The 18,780-nt window shown below is 27.6% G+C and carries 19 protein-coding genes and 1 pseudogene; 18 read left to right on the top strand and 2 right to left on the bottom strand.

All coding sequences use genetic code 11. The annotated features are described in order from the left end of the window. Positions 1-123 precede the first annotated feature (123 nt). The 8 genes from glyA (at position 124) to BLS77_RS14340 (ending at position 7,283) form a co-directional block, all read left to right on the top strand. On the top strand, positions 124-1,356 hold the full coding sequence (gene glyA / locus BLS77_RS14305) for a serine hydroxymethyltransferase (RefSeq protein ID WP_089971335.1): 1,233 nt from the start codon (positions 124-126) through the stop codon (positions 1,354-1,356). Between the two features lie 233 nt (positions 1,357-1,589). Beyond that, positions 1,590-1,970: a GntR family transcriptional regulator gene (locus BLS77_RS14310; protein WP_089971338.1), complete on the top strand. Its 381-nt coding sequence runs from the start codon at positions 1,590-1,592 to the stop codon at positions 1,968-1,970. A 3-nt stretch (positions 1,971-1,973) separates the two neighbouring features. Continuing rightward, positions 1,974-2,837: an ABC transporter ATP-binding protein gene (locus tag BLS77_RS14315; protein ID WP_089971342.1), complete on the top strand. Its 864-nt coding sequence runs from the start codon at positions 1,974-1,976 to the stop codon at positions 2,835-2,837. Beyond that, positions 2,830-3,471 (top strand): ABC-2 transporter permease, encoded by a 642-nt coding sequence (locus tag BLS77_RS14320; protein WP_089971344.1) that lies wholly within the window; start codon positions 2,830-2,832, stop codon positions 3,469-3,471. The genes BLS77_RS14315 and BLS77_RS14320 overlap by 8 nt, the downstream gene beginning before the upstream one ends. Before the next feature lie 381 nt (positions 3,472-3,852). Continuing rightward, positions 3,853-4,608, top strand: coding sequence for an exodeoxyribonuclease III (locus tag BLS77_RS14325; RefSeq protein ID WP_089971346.1), 756 nt, complete (start codon positions 3,853-3,855; stop codon positions 4,606-4,608). A 247-nt stretch (positions 4,609-4,855) separates the two neighbouring features. Next, entirely contained in the window at positions 4,856-5,593 is a 738-nt protein-coding gene (truA, locus tag BLS77_RS14330; RefSeq protein WP_175490869.1) for a tRNA pseudouridine(38-40) synthase TruA, read from the top strand. Positions 5,594-5,812: 219 nt separating this feature from the next. Beyond that, positions 5,813-6,241, top strand: coding sequence for a large conductance mechanosensitive channel protein MscL (gene mscL / locus BLS77_RS14335; RefSeq protein WP_089971349.1), 429 nt, complete (start codon positions 5,813-5,815; stop codon positions 6,239-6,241). Between the two features lie 298 nt (positions 6,242-6,539). Then, complete coding sequence (locus tag BLS77_RS14340) at positions 6,540-7,283, top strand: N-acetylmuramoyl-L-alanine amidase family protein (protein WP_089971352.1); 744 nt, start codon at positions 6,540-6,542, stop codon at positions 7,281-7,283. Positions 7,284-7,965: 682 nt separating this feature from the next. Here BLS77_RS14340 and BLS77_RS14345 read toward each other — a convergent pair. Continuing rightward, positions 7,966-9,117: an amidase domain-containing protein gene (locus tag BLS77_RS14345; RefSeq protein WP_242873992.1), complete on the bottom strand. Its 1,152-nt coding sequence runs from the start codon at positions 9,115-9,117 to the stop codon at positions 7,966-7,968. 236 nt (positions 9,118-9,353) lie between these two features. Between BLS77_RS14345 and BLS77_RS14350 the strand changes: the two genes are divergently transcribed. The 10 genes and pseudogenes from BLS77_RS14350 (at position 9,354) to BLS77_RS14390 (ending at position 17,575) form a co-directional block, all read left to right on the top strand. Then, complete coding sequence (locus BLS77_RS14350) at positions 9,354-10,328, top strand: metallophosphoesterase (protein WP_089971355.1); 975 nt, start codon at positions 9,354-9,356, stop codon at positions 10,326-10,328. A 2-nt stretch (positions 10,329-10,330) separates the two neighbouring features. Next, on the top strand, positions 10,331-11,266 hold the full coding sequence (locus BLS77_RS14355; RefSeq protein ID WP_089971358.1) for a dipeptidase: 936 nt from the start codon (positions 10,331-10,333) through the stop codon (positions 11,264-11,266). Positions 11,267-11,318: 52 nt separating this feature from the next. Further along, positions 11,319-12,062: an elongation factor P 5-aminopentanone reductase gene (gene ymfI, locus BLS77_RS14360; protein WP_089971361.1), complete on the top strand. Its 744-nt coding sequence runs from the start codon at positions 11,319-11,321 to the stop codon at positions 12,060-12,062. Positions 12,063-12,109: 47 nt separating this feature from the next. Next, positions 12,110-12,760 (top strand): HAD family hydrolase, encoded by a 651-nt coding sequence (locus BLS77_RS14365; protein WP_089971364.1) that lies wholly within the window; start codon positions 12,110-12,112, stop codon positions 12,758-12,760. Between the two features lie 253 nt (positions 12,761-13,013). Next, positions 13,014-14,894, top strand: coding sequence for a molecular chaperone HtpG (gene htpG / locus BLS77_RS14370; protein ID WP_089971367.1), 1,881 nt, complete (start codon positions 13,014-13,016; stop codon positions 14,892-14,894). Between the two features lie 413 nt (positions 14,895-15,307). Further along, positions 15,308-15,646, top strand: coding sequence for a GNAT family N-acetyltransferase (locus BLS77_RS14375; protein ID WP_089971370.1), 339 nt, complete (start codon positions 15,308-15,310; stop codon positions 15,644-15,646). A gap of 112 nt (positions 15,647-15,758) precedes the next feature. Then, positions 15,759-16,019 (top strand): annotated as a pseudogene (locus BLS77_RS20785) (GrpB family protein); the annotation flags it as partial. Positions 16,020-16,070: 51 nt separating this feature from the next. Further along, complete coding sequence (locus tag BLS77_RS20660; protein ID WP_341423477.1) at positions 16,071-16,190, top strand: hypothetical protein; 120 nt, start codon at positions 16,071-16,073, stop codon at positions 16,188-16,190. Further along, positions 16,171-16,509 carry a hypothetical protein gene (locus BLS77_RS14385; protein ID WP_089971374.1) on the top strand — a complete coding sequence of 113 codons (339 nt, stop codon included), beginning with the start codon at positions 16,171-16,173 and terminating at the stop codon, positions 16,507-16,509. The genes BLS77_RS20660 and BLS77_RS14385 overlap by 20 nt, the downstream gene beginning before the upstream one ends. A 121-nt stretch (positions 16,510-16,630) precedes the next feature. Next, positions 16,631-17,575 carry a phosphotransferase enzyme family protein gene (locus BLS77_RS14390; protein ID WP_089971376.1) on the top strand — a complete coding sequence of 315 codons (945 nt, stop codon included), beginning with the start codon at positions 16,631-16,633 and terminating at the stop codon, positions 17,573-17,575. A 430-nt stretch (positions 17,576-18,005) separates the two neighbouring features. Here the strand turns inward: BLS77_RS14390 and BLS77_RS14395 are convergent, their stop codons facing one another. After that, positions 18,006-18,719, bottom strand: coding sequence for a GxxExxY protein (locus tag BLS77_RS14395; protein ID WP_139164848.1), 714 nt, complete (start codon positions 18,717-18,719; stop codon positions 18,006-18,008). Between the last annotated feature and the right edge of the window lie 61 nt (positions 18,720-18,780).

Here is an 18,780-nt window from a genome sequence, read left to right on the forward strand (position 1 = left end):
TAGAGTAAATAGGAGAAAATAGGAAGAAAAACTAGCATGTGGAGTATTATTATGTTAAATAACTGTTGATTATTATAAGAATTAAACATATAATCTTATAAAAAGCAAATTGGGGTGAATGATATGAATTTTGATAAAATATCAAGAGAAGACGAAGAAATTTATGGATTAATGAAAAGTGAATTAAAGAGACAAAAAAATGGAATAGAACTAATAGCATCAGAAAATTTTGCATCAGAAGCAGTTATGGAAGCTATGGGTTCATATCTTACAAATAAGTATGCAGAAGGATATCCAAATAAAAGATATTATGGTGGGTGTCACGTTGTAGATAAAATTGAGGATATTGCAAGAAATAGAGTTTGTGAAATATTTGGGGCAGAGCATGCAAATGTTCAACCACACTCAGGATCACAAGCAAATATGGCAGTTTACTTTACAATATTAGAACCAGGAGATACTGTTCTTGGAATGGATTTAAGTCATGGAGGACATTTAACTCATGGGTCACCAGTTAACTTCTCAGGAAAATTATTTAACTTCGTTTCTTACGGGGTAGACATAGAAACAGAAGTAATTGATTATGAGGTAGTAAGAAAATTAGCTCTTGAACATAAGCCAAAACTAATTGTAGCTGGAGCTAGTGCTTATTCAAGAATTATTGATTTTAAAAAGTTTAGAGAGATTTGTGATGAAGTAGGGGCATTCTTTATGGTTGATATGGCTCATATTGCAGGGCTAGTAGCAGCAGGAGTTCACCCATCACCAGTACCTTATGCTGATTTCGTTACATCAACAACACATAAAACTTTAAGGGGCCCAAGAGGGGGATTAATACTTTGCAAAGAAAAATATGCAAAGGCATTAGATAAAAACATATTCCCAGGAATACAGGGTGGTCCATTAATGCATGTTATTGCAGCTAAGGCTGTATGTTTTAAAGAAGCTTTACAACCAAACTACAAAACTTATATGGAAAATGTAGTTGTAAACTGTAAAGTCTTGGGAGAAGAACTTATAAGTCATGGTTTCAAAATAGTTTCAGGTGGAACAGATAATCACTTAATATTAGTAGATTTAACATCTAAAGATATAACAGGTAAGGATGCGGAAATTCTTTTAGATACTATTGGTATTACAGTTAATAAAAATACAATACCAAATGAAACTAGAAGTCCATTTATAACTTCTGGTATAAGAATTGGTACAGCGGCAATAACAACAAGAGGATTTAAACTTGAAGATATGAAAGAAATAGCAGTTATTATAAATGAGGCTATTTCAAATAAAGGACAAGATTTAGAACCGCTTAAAGCTAGAGTAATAACTTTATGTGATAAATATCCTTTATATTAAGAATTTTTAAAATAAGCAGATAGAAATAATATATTTCTATCTGCTTATTTTATTTTTATACTTTTTTAAATTAGAGATATATAAAGTTCAATAATTTAAGAATCTAAAAATAAATTATTTTAAGGAAAGTATTGACAAAATATGTGTATAAGTATTAATATGTGTATATAGATAATATATACACATATTTTAGTTTGCTAGGTTAATAATAAGATGAAAAGAGAGGCGATTTTTTGAATATAGTAATTAGTAATTCATCCCCAATTCCTTTATATGAGCAAATTCAATCTCAGATAAAGAATCATATTCTAAATAGTGTATTAAAGGCAGGGGATATGCTTCCATCTATTAGAATGCTTGCAAAAGAATTAAAAGTAAGCATTATTACAACAAAAAGGGCTTATGAAGAATTAGAAAAAGAGGGATTTCTTAAAACATCTGCTGGAAAAGGTACATTTGTATCAACGGCAAATACCCAAAGACTTAGGGAAGTAGCTTTATATGAAATTGAAAGTAAATTAGAAGGGGTTATAAAATCAGCTAAGATAATAGGATTGTCATTAGAAGAAGCTATGGAAATATTTAAAAGTTTATATGAGGATGAGGAGGTATAAGTAATGAATGCAATTGAAATTAGTAACTTAAAGAAAAATTTCGAAGGTTTCAAATTAGATATATCAAAATTCAATGTTAAAAAAGGTTATATAACTGGATTCATAGGACCTAATGGAGCCGGGAAAACAACAACTATAAAATTAATAATGAATATGCTTTTTAAGGATGAAGGAACTATTAAAATATTAGGGGAAGAAGTAGACAGTGACAATATTAATATAAAAGAAAAGATAGGATATGTTGGAGAGACTTCAGGATATTTAGCAGAGTCTAAATTAAAGCATATTAAAAGAATGTTTTGTAGATTTTATAAAGAATGGGATGAGAATATATACAAAAAGTATATTAAAAAATTCTTGCTAGATGAAAATAAAATATATAAAGAATTATCATCAGGAGAAAAAAGACAATTTGATCTTGTAATAGCATTAAGTCATCATCCAAAGTTAATTATAATGGATGAGCCAACAGCAAACTTGGATCCGTTAGTAAGAAATGAGTTTTTAGAAATATTACAAGAACATATGGAAAATGAAAATGTAACGGTATTTTATTCGACGCATATAACTTCTGATTTAGACAAAGCAGCAGATTATATTGCATTAATATTTAAAGGTAAAATCATTTTATATGATGAAAAAGATGCTTTAATAGAAAAACATTCAATAGTTAGAGGAAAAAGAAGTTTGTTAACAAAAGAAACAAAGACATGTCTTGTTTCTTATAAGGAAAATTTATGTGGATTTGAAGGGTTAACAAATAATAAAGAAGAAGCGTATCAAGTATTTGGAGAAGAGGTTATTTATGACAAAGTTAATTTAGAAGATATATTAATGTACTATACAAGGGGTGGGGATAATGAATAATATAGTGAATTTAACAAAGGGTTATATAGAAACAATTATTACAATAAAAAAACAATTTATTTTCATTGGGATTGCTGCAGTAATATTTGGTGTTATAGGCGAACAATTTATAGTATATTCACCAGCAGTAGCGGTTATTTTACTTGTAAATCAAGTTTTAGCTTATGAGGATATAAGTAAAATTGATTTTTTAGTAGCGGTATTACCAGTAAGAAAAAAAGAATATGTAATATCTAGGTATATAGGGGCATTAATAGCACTTGTTATATCTATTATACCAATGACAATATCTTATTTGCTAGCAAATTTAGTTAATCAATCAGGGATAACATTATCATATGTTTATTTCTTAATAATTACAATTACATCATCTACAGTAATGATATCAGCAGTTATACCAATTAATTTGAAATATGGTCAAAAAGGTAGGTTAATAACAACGCTAGCTAAATTACTACCATTAGTATTAGCTATGTCTATGGTTGAAGTTTTAAGTTCATCTAACACTTTCATTACAATTATAAGAAATCCTACAACTTTAATCTTAGGCGTATTAGTATTAGATATTATATTAATATGTATATCGTATTTTATAGCAGCAAAATTATATGAAAATAAGGAAGTTAAAAAATAATGTGTATTCATAATTCATAGTAAAACTTTCATTTTAGATATTAATATTTTAGTCCAACTTGAATAGAATAATAATAAGTAAGATATTGGAGTTCTAAATGTCACATAGAAATTCAGAAAAAGATAAGTATATGACCAGAAATAAAGGAGAGCCAATTACTTTCAATGGATAAGTACACTTTCAGAGATCTAAGGGTGTAGATAGAATAAAATAGATCTAAGATTTTAAATATCTAGTAAATAATTAAAAGTTATTTACTAGATATTTTTTTATAAACAAAAGCTAGGTAAGTCAATAATAATTATTATATAATTTCTATTCATTCAATGGTATAAATGTTATAATAAAGGAAATAACTAAAGGTAAAAAGGAGATGGAGATATGAAATTAATATCATGGAATGTTAATGGAATAAGAGCTTGTGTTAAAAAAGACTTCTTAAATTATTTTAATGAAGTAGATGCAGATATATTCTGTATTCAAGAAAGTAAATTGCAAGAAGGACAAATAGATTTAGAATTAGAAGGATATCATCAATATTGGAATTATGCAGAAAAAAAGGGGTACTCAGGTACTGCAATATTTACTAAAAAGAAACCTTTAAGTCATAGCTATGGGCTTGGAATACAAGAACATGACACTGAAGGAAGAGTTATTACTTTAGAGTTTGAAGATTTTTATATGGTAACTGTATATACTCCAAATTCAAAGGCAGAGCTTTTAAGATTAGATTATAGAATGGTTTGGGAAGACGCTTTTAGAGATCATTTAAAGAATCTTGAAAAAAGTAAACCAGTAGTAGTGTGTGGTGATTTAAATGTTGCCCATAAAGAAATAGATCTTAAAAATCCAAAGCCTAATAGAAGAAATGCAGGGTTTACAGATGAAGAAAGAAATAAATTTACAGAACTTTTAAAATCAGGGTTTGTAGATACTTTTAGATTTATTTATCCAGAGGCGGAAGGAAGATATTCTTGGTGGTCATACAGATTTAATGCAAGAGTAAAAAATGCAGGATGGAGAATTGATTATTTTTGTGTTTCACAGATATTAAAAGACAAAATCCAGGATGCAGATGTACATAGTGAAACTTTAGGATCAGACCATTGTCCAGTAGAATTAATATTGAATATATAAGGTATCTAAAAGAAATAAGCGTATAAGATAGTTAATAAATAATAATTAGCTAATTAGTAATTAATGAGTTATAATAAGGAGTCCGTATAGGGCTTTCTTAAATTAGAAATATAAAAATGTAGACTAAGACATCTGAAAAAATGTCTAAATAATAAATTATTATTTAGGTGCTTTCAAAAAAAAGACCAATTCGATAGTATATTTTTTTGAAAGTGCCTAGTATAAACAAGTGAAGGTGGATAAAAAAATGAGAAACTTAAAAATAGAAATTGAATATGATGGATCAAGATATAAAGGATGGCAAACGCAAAAAGGAAATATTGCAACAATCCAAGAAAAATTAGAAAGTGTAATAGCTAAAATGACTAAAGAGGAAATTCAAGTAATAGGTTGTGGAAGAACGGATACAGGAGTTCATGCAGAAAATTACATAGCAAACTTTACAACAAATTGTGAAAAAACTGTAGAAGAAATGTTAGATTATCTATGTGAATACTTACCAGAAGATATAGTGGTTAAAGCTATGAAAGATACAAGTGAAAGATTTCATGCTAGATATAACGTAATTTCAAAAACTTATGTTTATAGAATTAATAATAATAAATATAGAAATGTATTTAATAAGAAATATACTTGTCATATTCCAGAAAAGCTAGATATTGAGCAAATGCAAAAAGCTGCTGCTATTTTAGTTGGAACACATGATTTCATGAGTTTTACAACATTAAAAAATAAGAGTAAGGCAACTGTTAGAACTATTAACTATATAAACATTAGAGAAAATGATGGAAACATAGAAATGGAGTTTAACGGAAACGGGTTCTTAAAGAATATGGTTAGAATAATTACAGGAACACTTATAGAAATAGGCCTTGGGACTAAAAAGTTTGAAGATATGAAAAAAATACTTGAAGCTAAGCAAAGATCAGAAGCGGGCCCAACAGCTCATGCTCATGGATTAGCTTTGAAAAATGTACAATACTAAAAATAGCTTGATAAAAATTGGTTTATATTACTTATTATTATATAATAAGTAATATTTTTTTACTATTAGGACATAATATTTTTAGAATGTTCTTATTGATGTTAGATATAAATGAAACAAGTATATTTTTAGGTCGTCTAAAAACAAATTATTATTCAAAGGAAAAGATGATAATGATATATAGAAAATGTATTGGAAGATACAAAGGAGGAATAAGTAATGAAAAAAATTTTAGGAGAATTTAAACAATTTGCACTAAAGGGAAATGTACTAGATTTAGCAGTAGGTGTTATTATAGGTGCTGCATTTCAAGGAATAGTTAAATCTTTGGTTGATGATATAATTTCACCAATTATAGGGTTATTTGCAAAAAAAGATTTTAGCGATTTAGTATTAACAGTATTTGATGTTAATATTCGTTATGGTGCATTTATTACAGCAGTAATTAATTTCTTAATTATGGTATTTTTAATTTTCTTACTAGTTAAGGCTATGAATAAATTAAGCAATATTGGTAAGAAACAAGCAAATAAAACAGAGAAAGAAGTAACTACAAAGGATTGCCAGTTTTGTTGCACTAAAATTTCAATTAAGGCAGTCCGCTGTCCTAACTGTACATCAATTTTGGAAAAAGAAAAAATTAACTAAATTTTAATTATATTACATTAATAAAAACCTTGATAGTATATAATATGACTGTTGGGGTTTTTAGTTTATAGAATAATAAATAATCCTTAGGGCAACTTATTAATAAGGTGTAATTAGGGACGTAAAAATAAATAACAAGTCAACTATGCCATGGATATTTTTTTGAAATGGCAAAGAGCGGTAGCGATTTGCTAGTGAAGTATCAGAGGTATCTGCCGATAAAGTATGATGAAAAATAGATTATAATACTGACGCACTATTTATTTAAATGTCCTTTAGCTAATCTAAGGAGGAAAATATGAAAAAAATAATAAGTACAATGCTATTATCAATATTAATAGTTACAAATCTAATTACTGTAGTTCCAAATGCATTAATGGTAAAAAATGATATAGTGGATAACAAAGATTTTACTATTTGTATTGATCCAGGTCATCAAGAAAAAGGTGATAGTAAAACAGAACCGATAGCTCCAGGATCAGGTCAAAGAAAAGCAAGAGTATCATCTGGAACAGCAGGAGTTGCAACTAAAAAAGCTGAGTATATAGTTAATTTAGAAGCATCTATAATTTTAAAAGAAATTTTAGAAAACAAAGGTTATAAAGTAGTCATGACAAGAGATTGTCATGATGTAAGGATAAGTAATGCAGAGAGAGCAGAAGTTGCAAATAAGTGCACTTCTGATTTAGCGATAAGAATACATTGTGATAGCTTAAATGATAGCGGAAAAACTGGTACAACAATTTTAGTGCCATCTAAAAATGGAAAAGATACTAAATGTATTTTTGAAGATAGTAATAAGTATGGAAAAATATTAGAAAAAACTTTGAAAACTTCTGGAATAAAGGTTAATGGAGTTTTTGAAAGACCAGATATAACAGGCTTTAACTGGTCACAAGTGCCAGTTGTAATATTTGAAATGGGATTTATGAGTAATTGGAATGAAGATAAAATGTTATCTGATCCAGTTTATCAAAAGAAACTTATGGAAGCTGTTGCAAAATCAATAGATGAATATAAAAATGAAGCTGTATGTGAGTGATTTAATATTATACCAATATATTACAGCTAGGGAACTTCGGAAAATAACTAGTCAGATTTACTAAGGAACTTTCAGAAATGATAGTTCTTTTTTTGTAGGAAACAATTTAGTAATAACTTCACTATAATTGGTATAATATTAAATTTATTTATAAAAACAGATTTAGAAGATGTTAATATAGTAGCAATAAAAAGTGATATGGAACAAATTTTAATTAATTTAATAGATAATGCAATTAAATATACAAAAGAAGATGTTATAGAAATTAATTTAAGCAAAGTAAAAGATAGAATTATATTTATGTAATGAAATTGAAAAAAATGATTTTATATTAACTTATGAGATTTTACAAGCGGAGATAGTTTTTGATCTAATTATTATAATTTAATATAAAACTTCAAATTGTAATAATTACACTATTTAAATTAAATAATACATTATGACAAAGACGATTCTTTATAAGTGTCTTAATGGATTTAATTATGAATATAAAAGAGAGGATTATGAATGAAAGGTAAGTTATAAAAATATTTTTTATAACAACGATGTTATTTGTATTTTTAACTGGATGTAGTAGTAAATAGCTAACATAAGTAAAGAAAGAAGAAATAAATAAAATTGAAGTAAAGAAGAAAGAAGTAAAGAGACTACGATAAATATCGCAGTCCCTTTACTTATATATTTAATAATGTGTATGAACTAAATGGAAGGTTATATTTTCATTACTCCAACCTAAATCATAAGGAACAAGCAACCTATCTGTGTTATGACAAGTTACTAAAGGATAACCTTTAGAATCTAATCCAGTTACAGTTGAAATATGAATAATACGACCTTTTCTTTCATAAGCTACAAAATCTCCAGGACGCATATTATAGGCTGCTTTATAAACTTGTTGGTAGCTACCTTTTGCTATACAAGATCCTCTGCCACTTCCTACCATGTAACTTTTAAATCCTTGTGCATTAAGCCAAGCTTTTGTTCCGTTTTTTCCTGCATAATTCCAAGTTCCATTTTTCTTAAAGCCACCACCTTCGTGAAGTATTTGGGAAGCAAAGTTTGCACAGTCTCCTCCATCTGGGTTATGGTTTTTATATTTTGAAGAATTATATTTAAACATAAACTCTTCATTTTTAGAAGCACCACAATATGTATTAGCATAATCAATAGCTTTTTGCACTTTTTCACTAGGCGTATACTCGGGAGCTTCTTTAGCCAAAATATATTTTTTCACTTCTTCTGTTTTAATATTATTTAAATTAAGAGAATCCGCAAAGGGGTCAGTGTACCATTCTTTTGTAATAATATATCTATCTTCAGTTTTTTTTAGATTTAGATAATGATTAGTTCCAAGCCTAAAAGTATTTATTACTTCTGGTGAATCAGTATAATAATAGTTGAATTCAGTAATTACATCACAAATTACTCCGAATAATCCTGGTTCTTTTTCTTTAACTTTTCGTACCTTTACAATAGAATCTAAATCTTTAAATACAACAGCCTGTTTACCAGACCAGTTAATAAGATATTGGGCTTTTTTAACTTCACTTTCATAAGCATATCGGCTTACTTTAACATTTAAATCATAAAAATCTTTTAATTCTTCACAATCTCCAGAAACAACTGAAACATTCCTTTTAATAAATAAATCCTTAATTAAACAGTCGAACTCAGATTTGAGGGCATCGCTTGTAGGTGAAGTATCATTTAAGGTTGAAGCTGCTTCCTCTGGTAATGCACAGGGTTCATCAGCAAAAGCTAAAGTGTTTCCAAGTGGGTCTAAAATTAAAATGATTATCATAAAAACTATGAATTTCTTTATGTTATTCTTCACATTCAAATCTCCTTTATGGTAGCTTTTTAAAAATACTAAATAAAGATTACATCTTTAATAATTTTGGCTAGTTCATCAACATTCTTTTTAGATAAGTTTAGTTTGTACAAAATACTATTATTTTATATATATTTATTTTTTTATTTTGTAATGAAAATATCAGTTATTTAATAATTAGCACATAGCTATGCTAATTCATATTATAAATTGGATAATAATAATTAATGGAGCGTAATATGTCTATAAAAAAATTAGAATATTTATATAATAATTCAAAAGAAATTAAATTTGATAATAAAGATAAAATAGTATTTATTTCAGATGTTCATAGAGGTGACGGAACATTTTTTGATGCATTACTCTCAAATAGAAATATTTATAAAACAGCTTTAGGATATTATTTTAGGCAAGGATTTACTTATGTTGAAGTTGGAGATGGCGATGAACTTTGGAAAAATAAGAATTTTAAAGATATTGCATATGCCTATGAAAATGTCTTTAAAATATTAAATAAATTTAAAGACAAAAATAGACTTTATATAATATATGGAAATCATGATATAATAAAGAAAAGAGAAAGTTTTTATAGCAGTCAATATAGGTCTTTAAGAAAATGTGGATCAGCTTATGGGGAAAATTTTTTGAAATTTATTAAAGATATAGAATTTTATGAAGCATTAACATTTAAATATGAAGAAGTTTCAGAAAAATTTCTAGTTACCCATGGTAATCAAGGAGATTTTATGAACTCTACTGGATGGATGGTTAATAGATTTTTAGTTAGATATGTGTGGAAGTTTTTAAATGGCATAGCGGGATTTAAAGATCCCACAAGCCTTGCAAAGAGTAACACTAAAGGTAATAAAATTGATAGACAGCTTAAGGGATGGGCAAAAAGTAACAGCAAAATGTTATTGTGTGGACACACTCATAATAGTAGGTTCCCAAAGAAAAATGAGCCACCATATTTTAATGATGGATGTTGTGTGTTGCCAGATTCTATGACATCTATAGAAATAGAAAATGGAGAAATTAGTTTAATAAAGTGGAGTGTAGAAGCACAAGATACAGGAATTCTTTGGGTTAGAAGAAAAGTTATTGGTGGACCTGAAAAAATTGATGATTATCTTTTATGGGTAAGAAATGAAAGATATAGAATGGAAGATGAAGTTAGAAATAAAATGCAAAATAAAACAAAGGAAGGAAGATAATTATGAACTCAATAGATTTACATTGTGATACAGCTCTTAGATTATTTCATGAGAATTTTAAATTAGAAAAAAGTATTTGTAAGGTAGATATAGAGAAATTAAAAAAATCAAAAGCATTAGCGCAGGTTTTTGCAACATTTATAGAATTAGATTGTGTAGATAATCCTTATAGTGAATTCAAAAGAATTTTTAGTAATCTTATTGCTGAAATAGAAGTTAACTCAAAGGATATAGTTATAGTTAGAAATTTAGACCAATTAGATAAAGCTAATGATAATGGGAAAATAGGAGCTTTTTTATCAATTGAAGAAGGTGAAGTTCTTGAAGGGAAAATTGAGAGAGTTAAGGAAATGTATGACCTTGGAATAAGGTTTATAACTTTAACATGGAATTTCCCAAATAGCATAGGATATCCTAATAGTAACTTTGAGCATAAAGATAAAGGACTAACAAAAAGAGGAAAAGAAATAGTAACCGAAATGGAGCATTTTGGAATTATACCAGATTGTTCTCATTTATCAGATGCAGGTTTTTATGATTTAATAGATATTTGCAAAAAGCCATTTATAGCAACTCATTCAAATGCAAGAGTTATAACAAATCATTCAAGAAATTTAACTGATGATATGATAGTAAAGCTTGCAAATAAAGGTGGAGTTATGGGATTAAACTTTTGCGGGGCATTTCTTGGGGAAAAAGAAATTCCTACAATTGAAGATATGATTTTACATCTTAAACATACAAAAAATATTGGTGGAATAGATGTTTTAGCTTTAGGAACAGATTTTGATGGAATAGAAAATGAAGTTGAAATTGATAATATAGGAGAAATAGGAAAGCTTTCTTATGCTTTAAATAAAAATGGATTTAATGATGATGAAATAGAAAAAATATTTTTTGGCAATGTAAAAAGAGTAATGAAAGAATGTTTAAAATAACATTAATTGATAATAATTTTGAAATAGTAAAGATAGTGAGGTAAATGAAAAAATGGGAAGCTTAAGAGGAAAAGTAGCATTAGTAACAGGCGCATCAAGAGGAATAGGTAAAGCAATTGCATTAGAATTAAGCAGGGATGGCGCTTCTGTAATAATAAATTATTCAAAGGATGATAATGGAGCAGAATTAACATTAGTAGAAATAATTGCAAATGGTGGCTCTGCAAAATTATTGAAGGGTGATATATCTTCGTTTGAAAAGTCAAAAATAATAATTGATGAAGCAATAAAAATGTTTGGTAAAATAGACATTTTAGTTAATAATGCAGGAATATCACAAATAGGATTATTTATGGATTCATCAGAAGAGGATATAGATGCTATTATAGGAACTAATCTTTTAGGTGCAATGTATTTAAGTAAACATGTGCTTCCTCATATGATTAGTAAAGGGTGTGGAAATATAGTTAATATATCTTCAATGTGGGGGGAAGTTGGAGCTTCATGTGAAGTTTTATACTCTGCAAGTAAAGGTGGCTTAAACTTGTTTACAAAGGCGCTTGCAAAGGAAGTAGCACTATCTGGAGTTAGGGTAAATGCAATAGCACCAGGAGTTATAGAAACTGAAATGAATAGTTTTTTAGGCGAAGAAGAAAGGAAAGCTTTAGAAGAGGAAATACCAATGGGTAGATTTGGTGATGCAAAAGAAATAGGAAAAGCAGTATCATTTTTATGTGATGATAATTGTAAATACTTAACAGGACAAATTATAAGAATAGATGGTGGAATGATTTAAGACATGTTTATATGTTGAATTTTTGAATATTACAAGGAGGATTAAAAATGTATAAGGCGATTATTTTTGATTTAGATGGTACATTATTAGACACATTAGAGGATCTTGCAAATGCTTGTAATTATGCTCTTAAAGAGTGTGGACTTGGCACTTATGAAGTTAATAAATACAAGAAATTTGTTGGAGATGGAAGATATAAATTAATAGAGAGAATAATTCCAAAAGAGGATTATACGGAGGACCTATTTAATAAGGTATTAAAATTATATGATGATTATTACTTAGAACATATGGTTGATGAAACAAAACCTTATGAAGGTATTTGTGAACTTTTAGATGAATTAAGAGGATTAGGAATTAAACTGGCAGTAGTTTCAAATAAGCCACATGAGTTTACAACAGAAATGGTTAACAATTATTTTAATAATAAAATAGATATCGTCTTTGGGCAAAGAAAAAATTATCAAGTTAAACCAAATCCAGAAACTATTTTTGAAGTAATGAATGAGTTTGAATTAGAAAAAGAAGAGTGCGTTTATGTAGGGGACTCAAATGTAGATATGCAAACAGCTAAGAATGCCGAAGTTAAATCTATAGGAGTATCATGGGGGTTTAGAGGCAGAAAAGAGTTAGAAGAATCAGGCGCAAATATTGTTGTTGATACGGTAGAAGAACTAAGAAGTGTACTTATGAATTAATAAGTTTACAAATATAAAAAGAATAAAAAACAGATGATCTAGTGCTGGGTATTAGAAGTTTGAAAGAAAATAAAACAGAATTTGACTAGTTATTTTTTTGAAGTCACATTAATTGTGCCTATAATAGGAAATAAGAGGGAAATTATATGTTGACATCAATTTTAAAATGGGTATATAATAATTATTATTAGCACTCTTAATGGTAGAGTGACAAAAAAGAAAATAGTTTTTAATGGGAAAGGAGACGGTTAATTTGGAAACAAAACAATTTAAAGCAGAATCTAGAAGACTTCTAGACCTTATGATTAACTCAATTTATACACACAGGGAAATTTTTATGAGGGAGATTATTTCTAATGCTAGTGATGCAATTGATAAAAGTTATTATAAAGCATTAGTAGATGATTCTTTAACATTTGAAAAAGATAATTATTTTATAAAAATAACAATGGATAAAGAAAATAGAACATTAAAGATTTCAGATACTGGAATAGGAATGACTAAGGAAGAACTTGATGATAATCTTGGAGTTATAGCAAAAAGCGGGTCATTACAATTTAAAAAAGATAATGAGGCTAAAGATGGTCATGACATAATAGGTCAATTTGGTATTGGGTTCTATTCATCATTTCTAGTAGCTGATGAAGTTACTGTAATAAGTAAATCATCTGATAGTAATGAAGCTTACATGTGGGAATCTAAAGGGGTAGAAGGTTATACAATAAATCCTTGCGAAAAAGATTCTATTGGTACAGAAATAATACTTAAGTTAAAAGAAAATACAGAAGATGAAAATTATGATGAATATTTAGATGAGTACAAACTAAAAGCACTTATAAAAAAATATTCTGATTTTATTAGATATCCAATTAAAATGGATATAACTAAGAGCGAATTAAAAGAAGGAACAGAAAATGAATATGATGAGCATATAGAAGAGCAAGTTGTTAATAGCATGGTTCCTATATGGAGAAAAAATAAAAGAGAACTTACTAAAGAGGATTATGAAAATTTCTATAATGAAAAACATTATGGTTTTGATAAGCCTTTAAGTCATGTTCATATAAGTGTTGATGGAGCAGTAAGTTATAATGCAGTTTTATACATTCCAGAAAAAACGCCATACGACTTTTATACTAAGGAATATGAAAAAGGTTTAGAACTATATTCAAGTGGCGTTATGATAATGGATAAGTGTTCTGATTTATTGCCAGACTATTTTGGATTTGTTAGAGGTGTTGTAGATTCAGAAGATTTATCATTAAATATATCAAGAGAAATACTGCAACATGATAGACAGTTAAAGCTTATTGCTAAGAATGTAAAAACAAAGATAAAGAATGAATTAGAAAATATGTTAAAGAATGATAGAGAGAACTATGAAAAATTCTATGAGTCTTTTGGAAGAACATTAAAATATGGTGTGTACAATGAATATGGCGCTAATAAAGATATTCTAAAAGACTTATTAATGTTCCATTCTTCAAAAGAAGGAAAAATGATAACTTTAGCTGAATATATAGAAAGAATGCCAGAAGATCAAAAGTATATTTATTATGCAGCTGGTGAATCAGTTGAAAGAATTAAAAAGATGCCACAAACAGAGAGTGTCTTAGATAAAGGATACGAAATACTTTACTTTACTGATGATATAGATGAATTTGCAATAAGAATTCTAATGAATTATAAAGAAAAAGAATTTAAATCTGTATCAAGTAGTGACTTAGGTATAGAAGCAAATGAAAATGAAAATACATCTGAAGCTGATAATAAGGAAAATGAAGAATTGTTTAAAGCTATGAAAGATATATTAAGTAATAAAGTGAAAAATGTAAAAGCATCAAAGCGATTAAAAAATCATGCTGTATGTTTATCAAATGAAGGTGAACTTTCAATTGAAATGGAAAAGATTCTAAAAGCTATGCCAAATAACGAAGCTGCAAAGGCGGATAAGGTTTTAGAAATAAACGTAAATCATGAAGTGTTTAAATCGCTAAAAGCTGCTTATGAAAATGATAAAGATAAGCTAAATATTTTTACAGATTTATTATATAATCAAGCATTACTTATAGAAGGATTAACTATAGAAGATCCAATGGAGTTTGCAAATAATATGTGTAAATTAATGATGTAATTAAAATAGAATTATAAAATATATAATATAGAAAACGGTGATAAGGATTAAACTTTATCATCGTTTTTTATTTTTATTAATTTATAGAACGGGAATAGTACATACATTTAATAACATAATTACCTTAATATATTACAATGTTTAATTTAATAGGGTATAATAAAATAACGAAGTAGGGAACTGTAGTTAGAAAGTAAAAATAATATATAAAAAAAATAATAGAGTATAATTGTAGATTAAGACGAAATAATGATTGTTTATATATAACGGGAGGAGTAGAGATGCTAAGGATAATACAGATTTCAAGCGACATTGCAGATATTGTTCACAATATACAGAAAAAATCATTTAAACCATTGCTTGATAAATATCAGGACTATGATGTGAATCCTGCGATGTAAAGCGTTGAGGTAATTAAAGCGAAGATTGATAGAGCCAATACCACAGCATATATTTTTCAACTAAATGACATTAATGTTGGCTGGGTTAGAGTAATGGAATTTGGGGAAATGACATATAAAATTTCGGCTTTATCTGTTATTCCAGAATACCAAAATAGAGGAATTGCAAAAGAAGCATTAAAACAAATAGAAAATTATTATCCAAATGCAAGCAAATGGATTTTGGATACAATATTTCAGGAAAAGGGCAACTGTCACCTATATGAAAAATTGGGTTATGTAAAAGTCGGTGAGCTAAGACTTATAAATGAAAGAATGACACTTGTTAATTATGTAAAGATATGCAAATAATTATTTTTTGTAAATATTTTAGGAAAAGGACCCCTAGGGAGTAAGATAGTTGTCGTAGGAAATAAAAAATTAAGAGAGAATTTAGAAAAATTAAAAAGTAGGTGTTGATGGAAGACTCTTTTTTGATAAAGGGAGTGAAGAAAGAAGAACACGCTACTTACATATAGAAGTATATGGTTCAAACATATGGAAAAACCATATTTATTTTAGAAATTATCTTAAAAAATATAATGAATATATAGATGAATACTCAAAGTTAAAAAATGAATTAGCAATAAAATACGAAAATGATAGAGCTAAATACACAAATGGAAAGAATAAATTTATTACTATGATATTAGAAAAAGCAAAAGAAGAATTTGATAATAATTAAAATCTACTTATTAAACACTAAAAAGAGTATAAAATGAAAGGGGTATAAAAGATGCCAACTAAATTGATTATAATAGAGGGTTTACCAGGGGCGGGAAAATCAACAACAGCTGAAAAAGTATATGATATTTTTAAAGATAGGGAGAAAATTTATGAAATTTATAGAATGTAAATCAGAAAAAATAGTCAAAGGGATATTTCTAGGTGGATTAGTTTATTTAATTGGGTATATATTAATATTTTCAGGACAAAGTTCCACTTCATCATCACTTGTTGGGCATTATATAGCAGCTGCTTTATTGCTTATTGGAACACTTTTTAGACCAATAGCAGACTCAATATTATATATAATTAGTTGTTTTAATTGCTTAGCAGTTAAATCGGTTTTTAATGCGATAGTTTCACTATCTAAAATATCTAATAAATTCTTATCAATTTCTAGCGTAGTTTTTTGTAAAAAAGTAATTAACGGTAAAAATCTAATAATATAGTGTTTAAAGACAATGTAAAATAATATGGTGCAATTTTTATAGAGGTTGAGTGGAAATCATATCGACACAAATGTAATTTAACACGAAGTAAGGAATATTAGTTAAGGTGGTGAATAAGTAAATGATTTCTTCATATACAGATTATGGTAGTCTGCTTAAAAGGATAAATCAGTTATATAAAGTTGATGTTGTTAAGGTCAAGCTGCATAGGGATATGATCGGGCGTGTATATTTATTTCAAAGCAATAATAAAAAGTATGTACTAAAATTATATCGTAGCTCAAAGTGCGGTGACGCTTTTCAGACAATTGATATCCTGCAATACTTAAGAGAAAATGGTTATCCGGCAATCTCAATCGTGCCTACAAAAAATGATAAAATGAGTGTTTATCTAGATACTCCGGAAGGTCGTTGTGTCGGAATATTATTTGATTTTGTTGAAGGTAAAGAGCCTGATAGAAAAATTGAAATCGAGAATATTGGCTTGCAAATTGGCTGGCTTCATAGGTTGATGGGAAAATATCCGTATAAACTTATTATTAGAACTAAAAGTGATTATATTGACGATTATATCTCCATTATGAGAGAAGTGAACTATATTCCGGAGCGCATTATAGAACTTGAAAAATATGGGGATGAATTATGGAACCGCATAGGGATGCTGCCTAGAGGGTTTTGCCATGGTGATTTACATGTTGGGAATATGTTGCAAACAGAAGCTAGTGAATATGTTTTGCTTGATTTTGATGATGCATCAGGAGATTTCCCCATTATGGATGTAGCCTATTTAAGTGATGACACAAATTTTAATAACTTTAGCGAGGAATCATATGATAAAACAACTCGTTTATTTGACCGGTTTTATAAGGGGTATATTAAAGAACAGACAATAAGTGCTGTTGAAATCAATTCTATCTATGACTTTGTTGCAATTAGACACTATCAAATAATTGCTAGGATTGTACGTTGCCAAGGATTTCAAAGTATCGACCAAAAGGATATGGATAAGCAATATGAATGGTTATTGCATTGGAAAAATCTTTGCGAAATGAAAAGACATTATTAAGATGATAAACATATTTATCAGTTAATGTAATGGATAATATTCTTGTTCACTTAACATATATTTCCTTGTCTTTAAGTACAATTGTAAGTTCCTTTATATTGTATTTTTAAACTCAGCAAGAAAATTAATTGATAAAGACCATAAAAAGAACTCTAAGTAAATATAATATAAATTAGACGCCAGTCGTTGGATGTTAGCCTTGATGTGGTAAAAAAAAATGAAATAATATGTTATTTAATTTGTATGGGGCGTAATAAACATTGCTTTGGTAGAATTATATACATTAATACTTTTAATAAAAGCTTTAAAAATAATTACTAATATAAACAAATGGACTATATTATTATTAAGAGAAACAACATCAGTAATTCTTATTATGAATTACTGATATTGTGTTTAATTAGCAGATTATATTTCATGGTTTGTATCTTTATAAATATACCGTAAATAAATTTTTATTATTAATTTTAATTACTTCATCTTTATATTCTTTATCGGCATTAAAGTTAAATATTAATAGATACCCCTCATCTACACTGTGAATATCTAAATAATCATAAAGTTGCTGAATTCCTTTTTTGTGATAGCTTTCTCCACGCCATATCTTTAGTTCTATAATATATTTGAAGTTATTATAGGTAACAACTATATCTAAGCGTTTTTCTTCAGAAATTTGAACTTCTTTAAAATCAAAAACCACACCATTAATTATATGTTTCAAGAATGCTAAAAATAATGTTCTTCCATTGTGTTCTAAGAATTTCAAATCTTTAGTAGAGTATTGTTCCTTCATAAATTGTTGAAACTTCAAAAGAACTTTATTCATATCTAATCCACCATTTAATAGCAGAAAGTTATTTCTGAAATTATAATTAATAATATTAGAAGTAGTATTTTCAAGTTTAGATGACAAATAATCATATATTATTTGTTCGTAAACTCTATTGCTCATTTTTATAATAGTATTCTCTTCTTTAAAGATTCCGTATAAATAACCTAGTGCAATTAAGGGATTATTTATATTAAATATTTTCATTTCTCCATTAAAAATAATATCAAAAATATAATCTGCATTTAACCATGTAATGTTTTTTAGGTACACATACACCAGTAGTGTTGAAATACTTTTCCATAGGTTTCTCATTTTAACTAGATGACTTTAAAATTTTTCTGATAATTTTATTATATCTAACTAAATTATTTAA

Source organism: Clostridium gasigenes (genome assembly GCF_900104115.1).
Taxonomy (GTDB): domain Bacteria; phylum Bacillota; class Clostridia; order Clostridiales; family Clostridiaceae; genus Clostridium; species Clostridium gasigenes.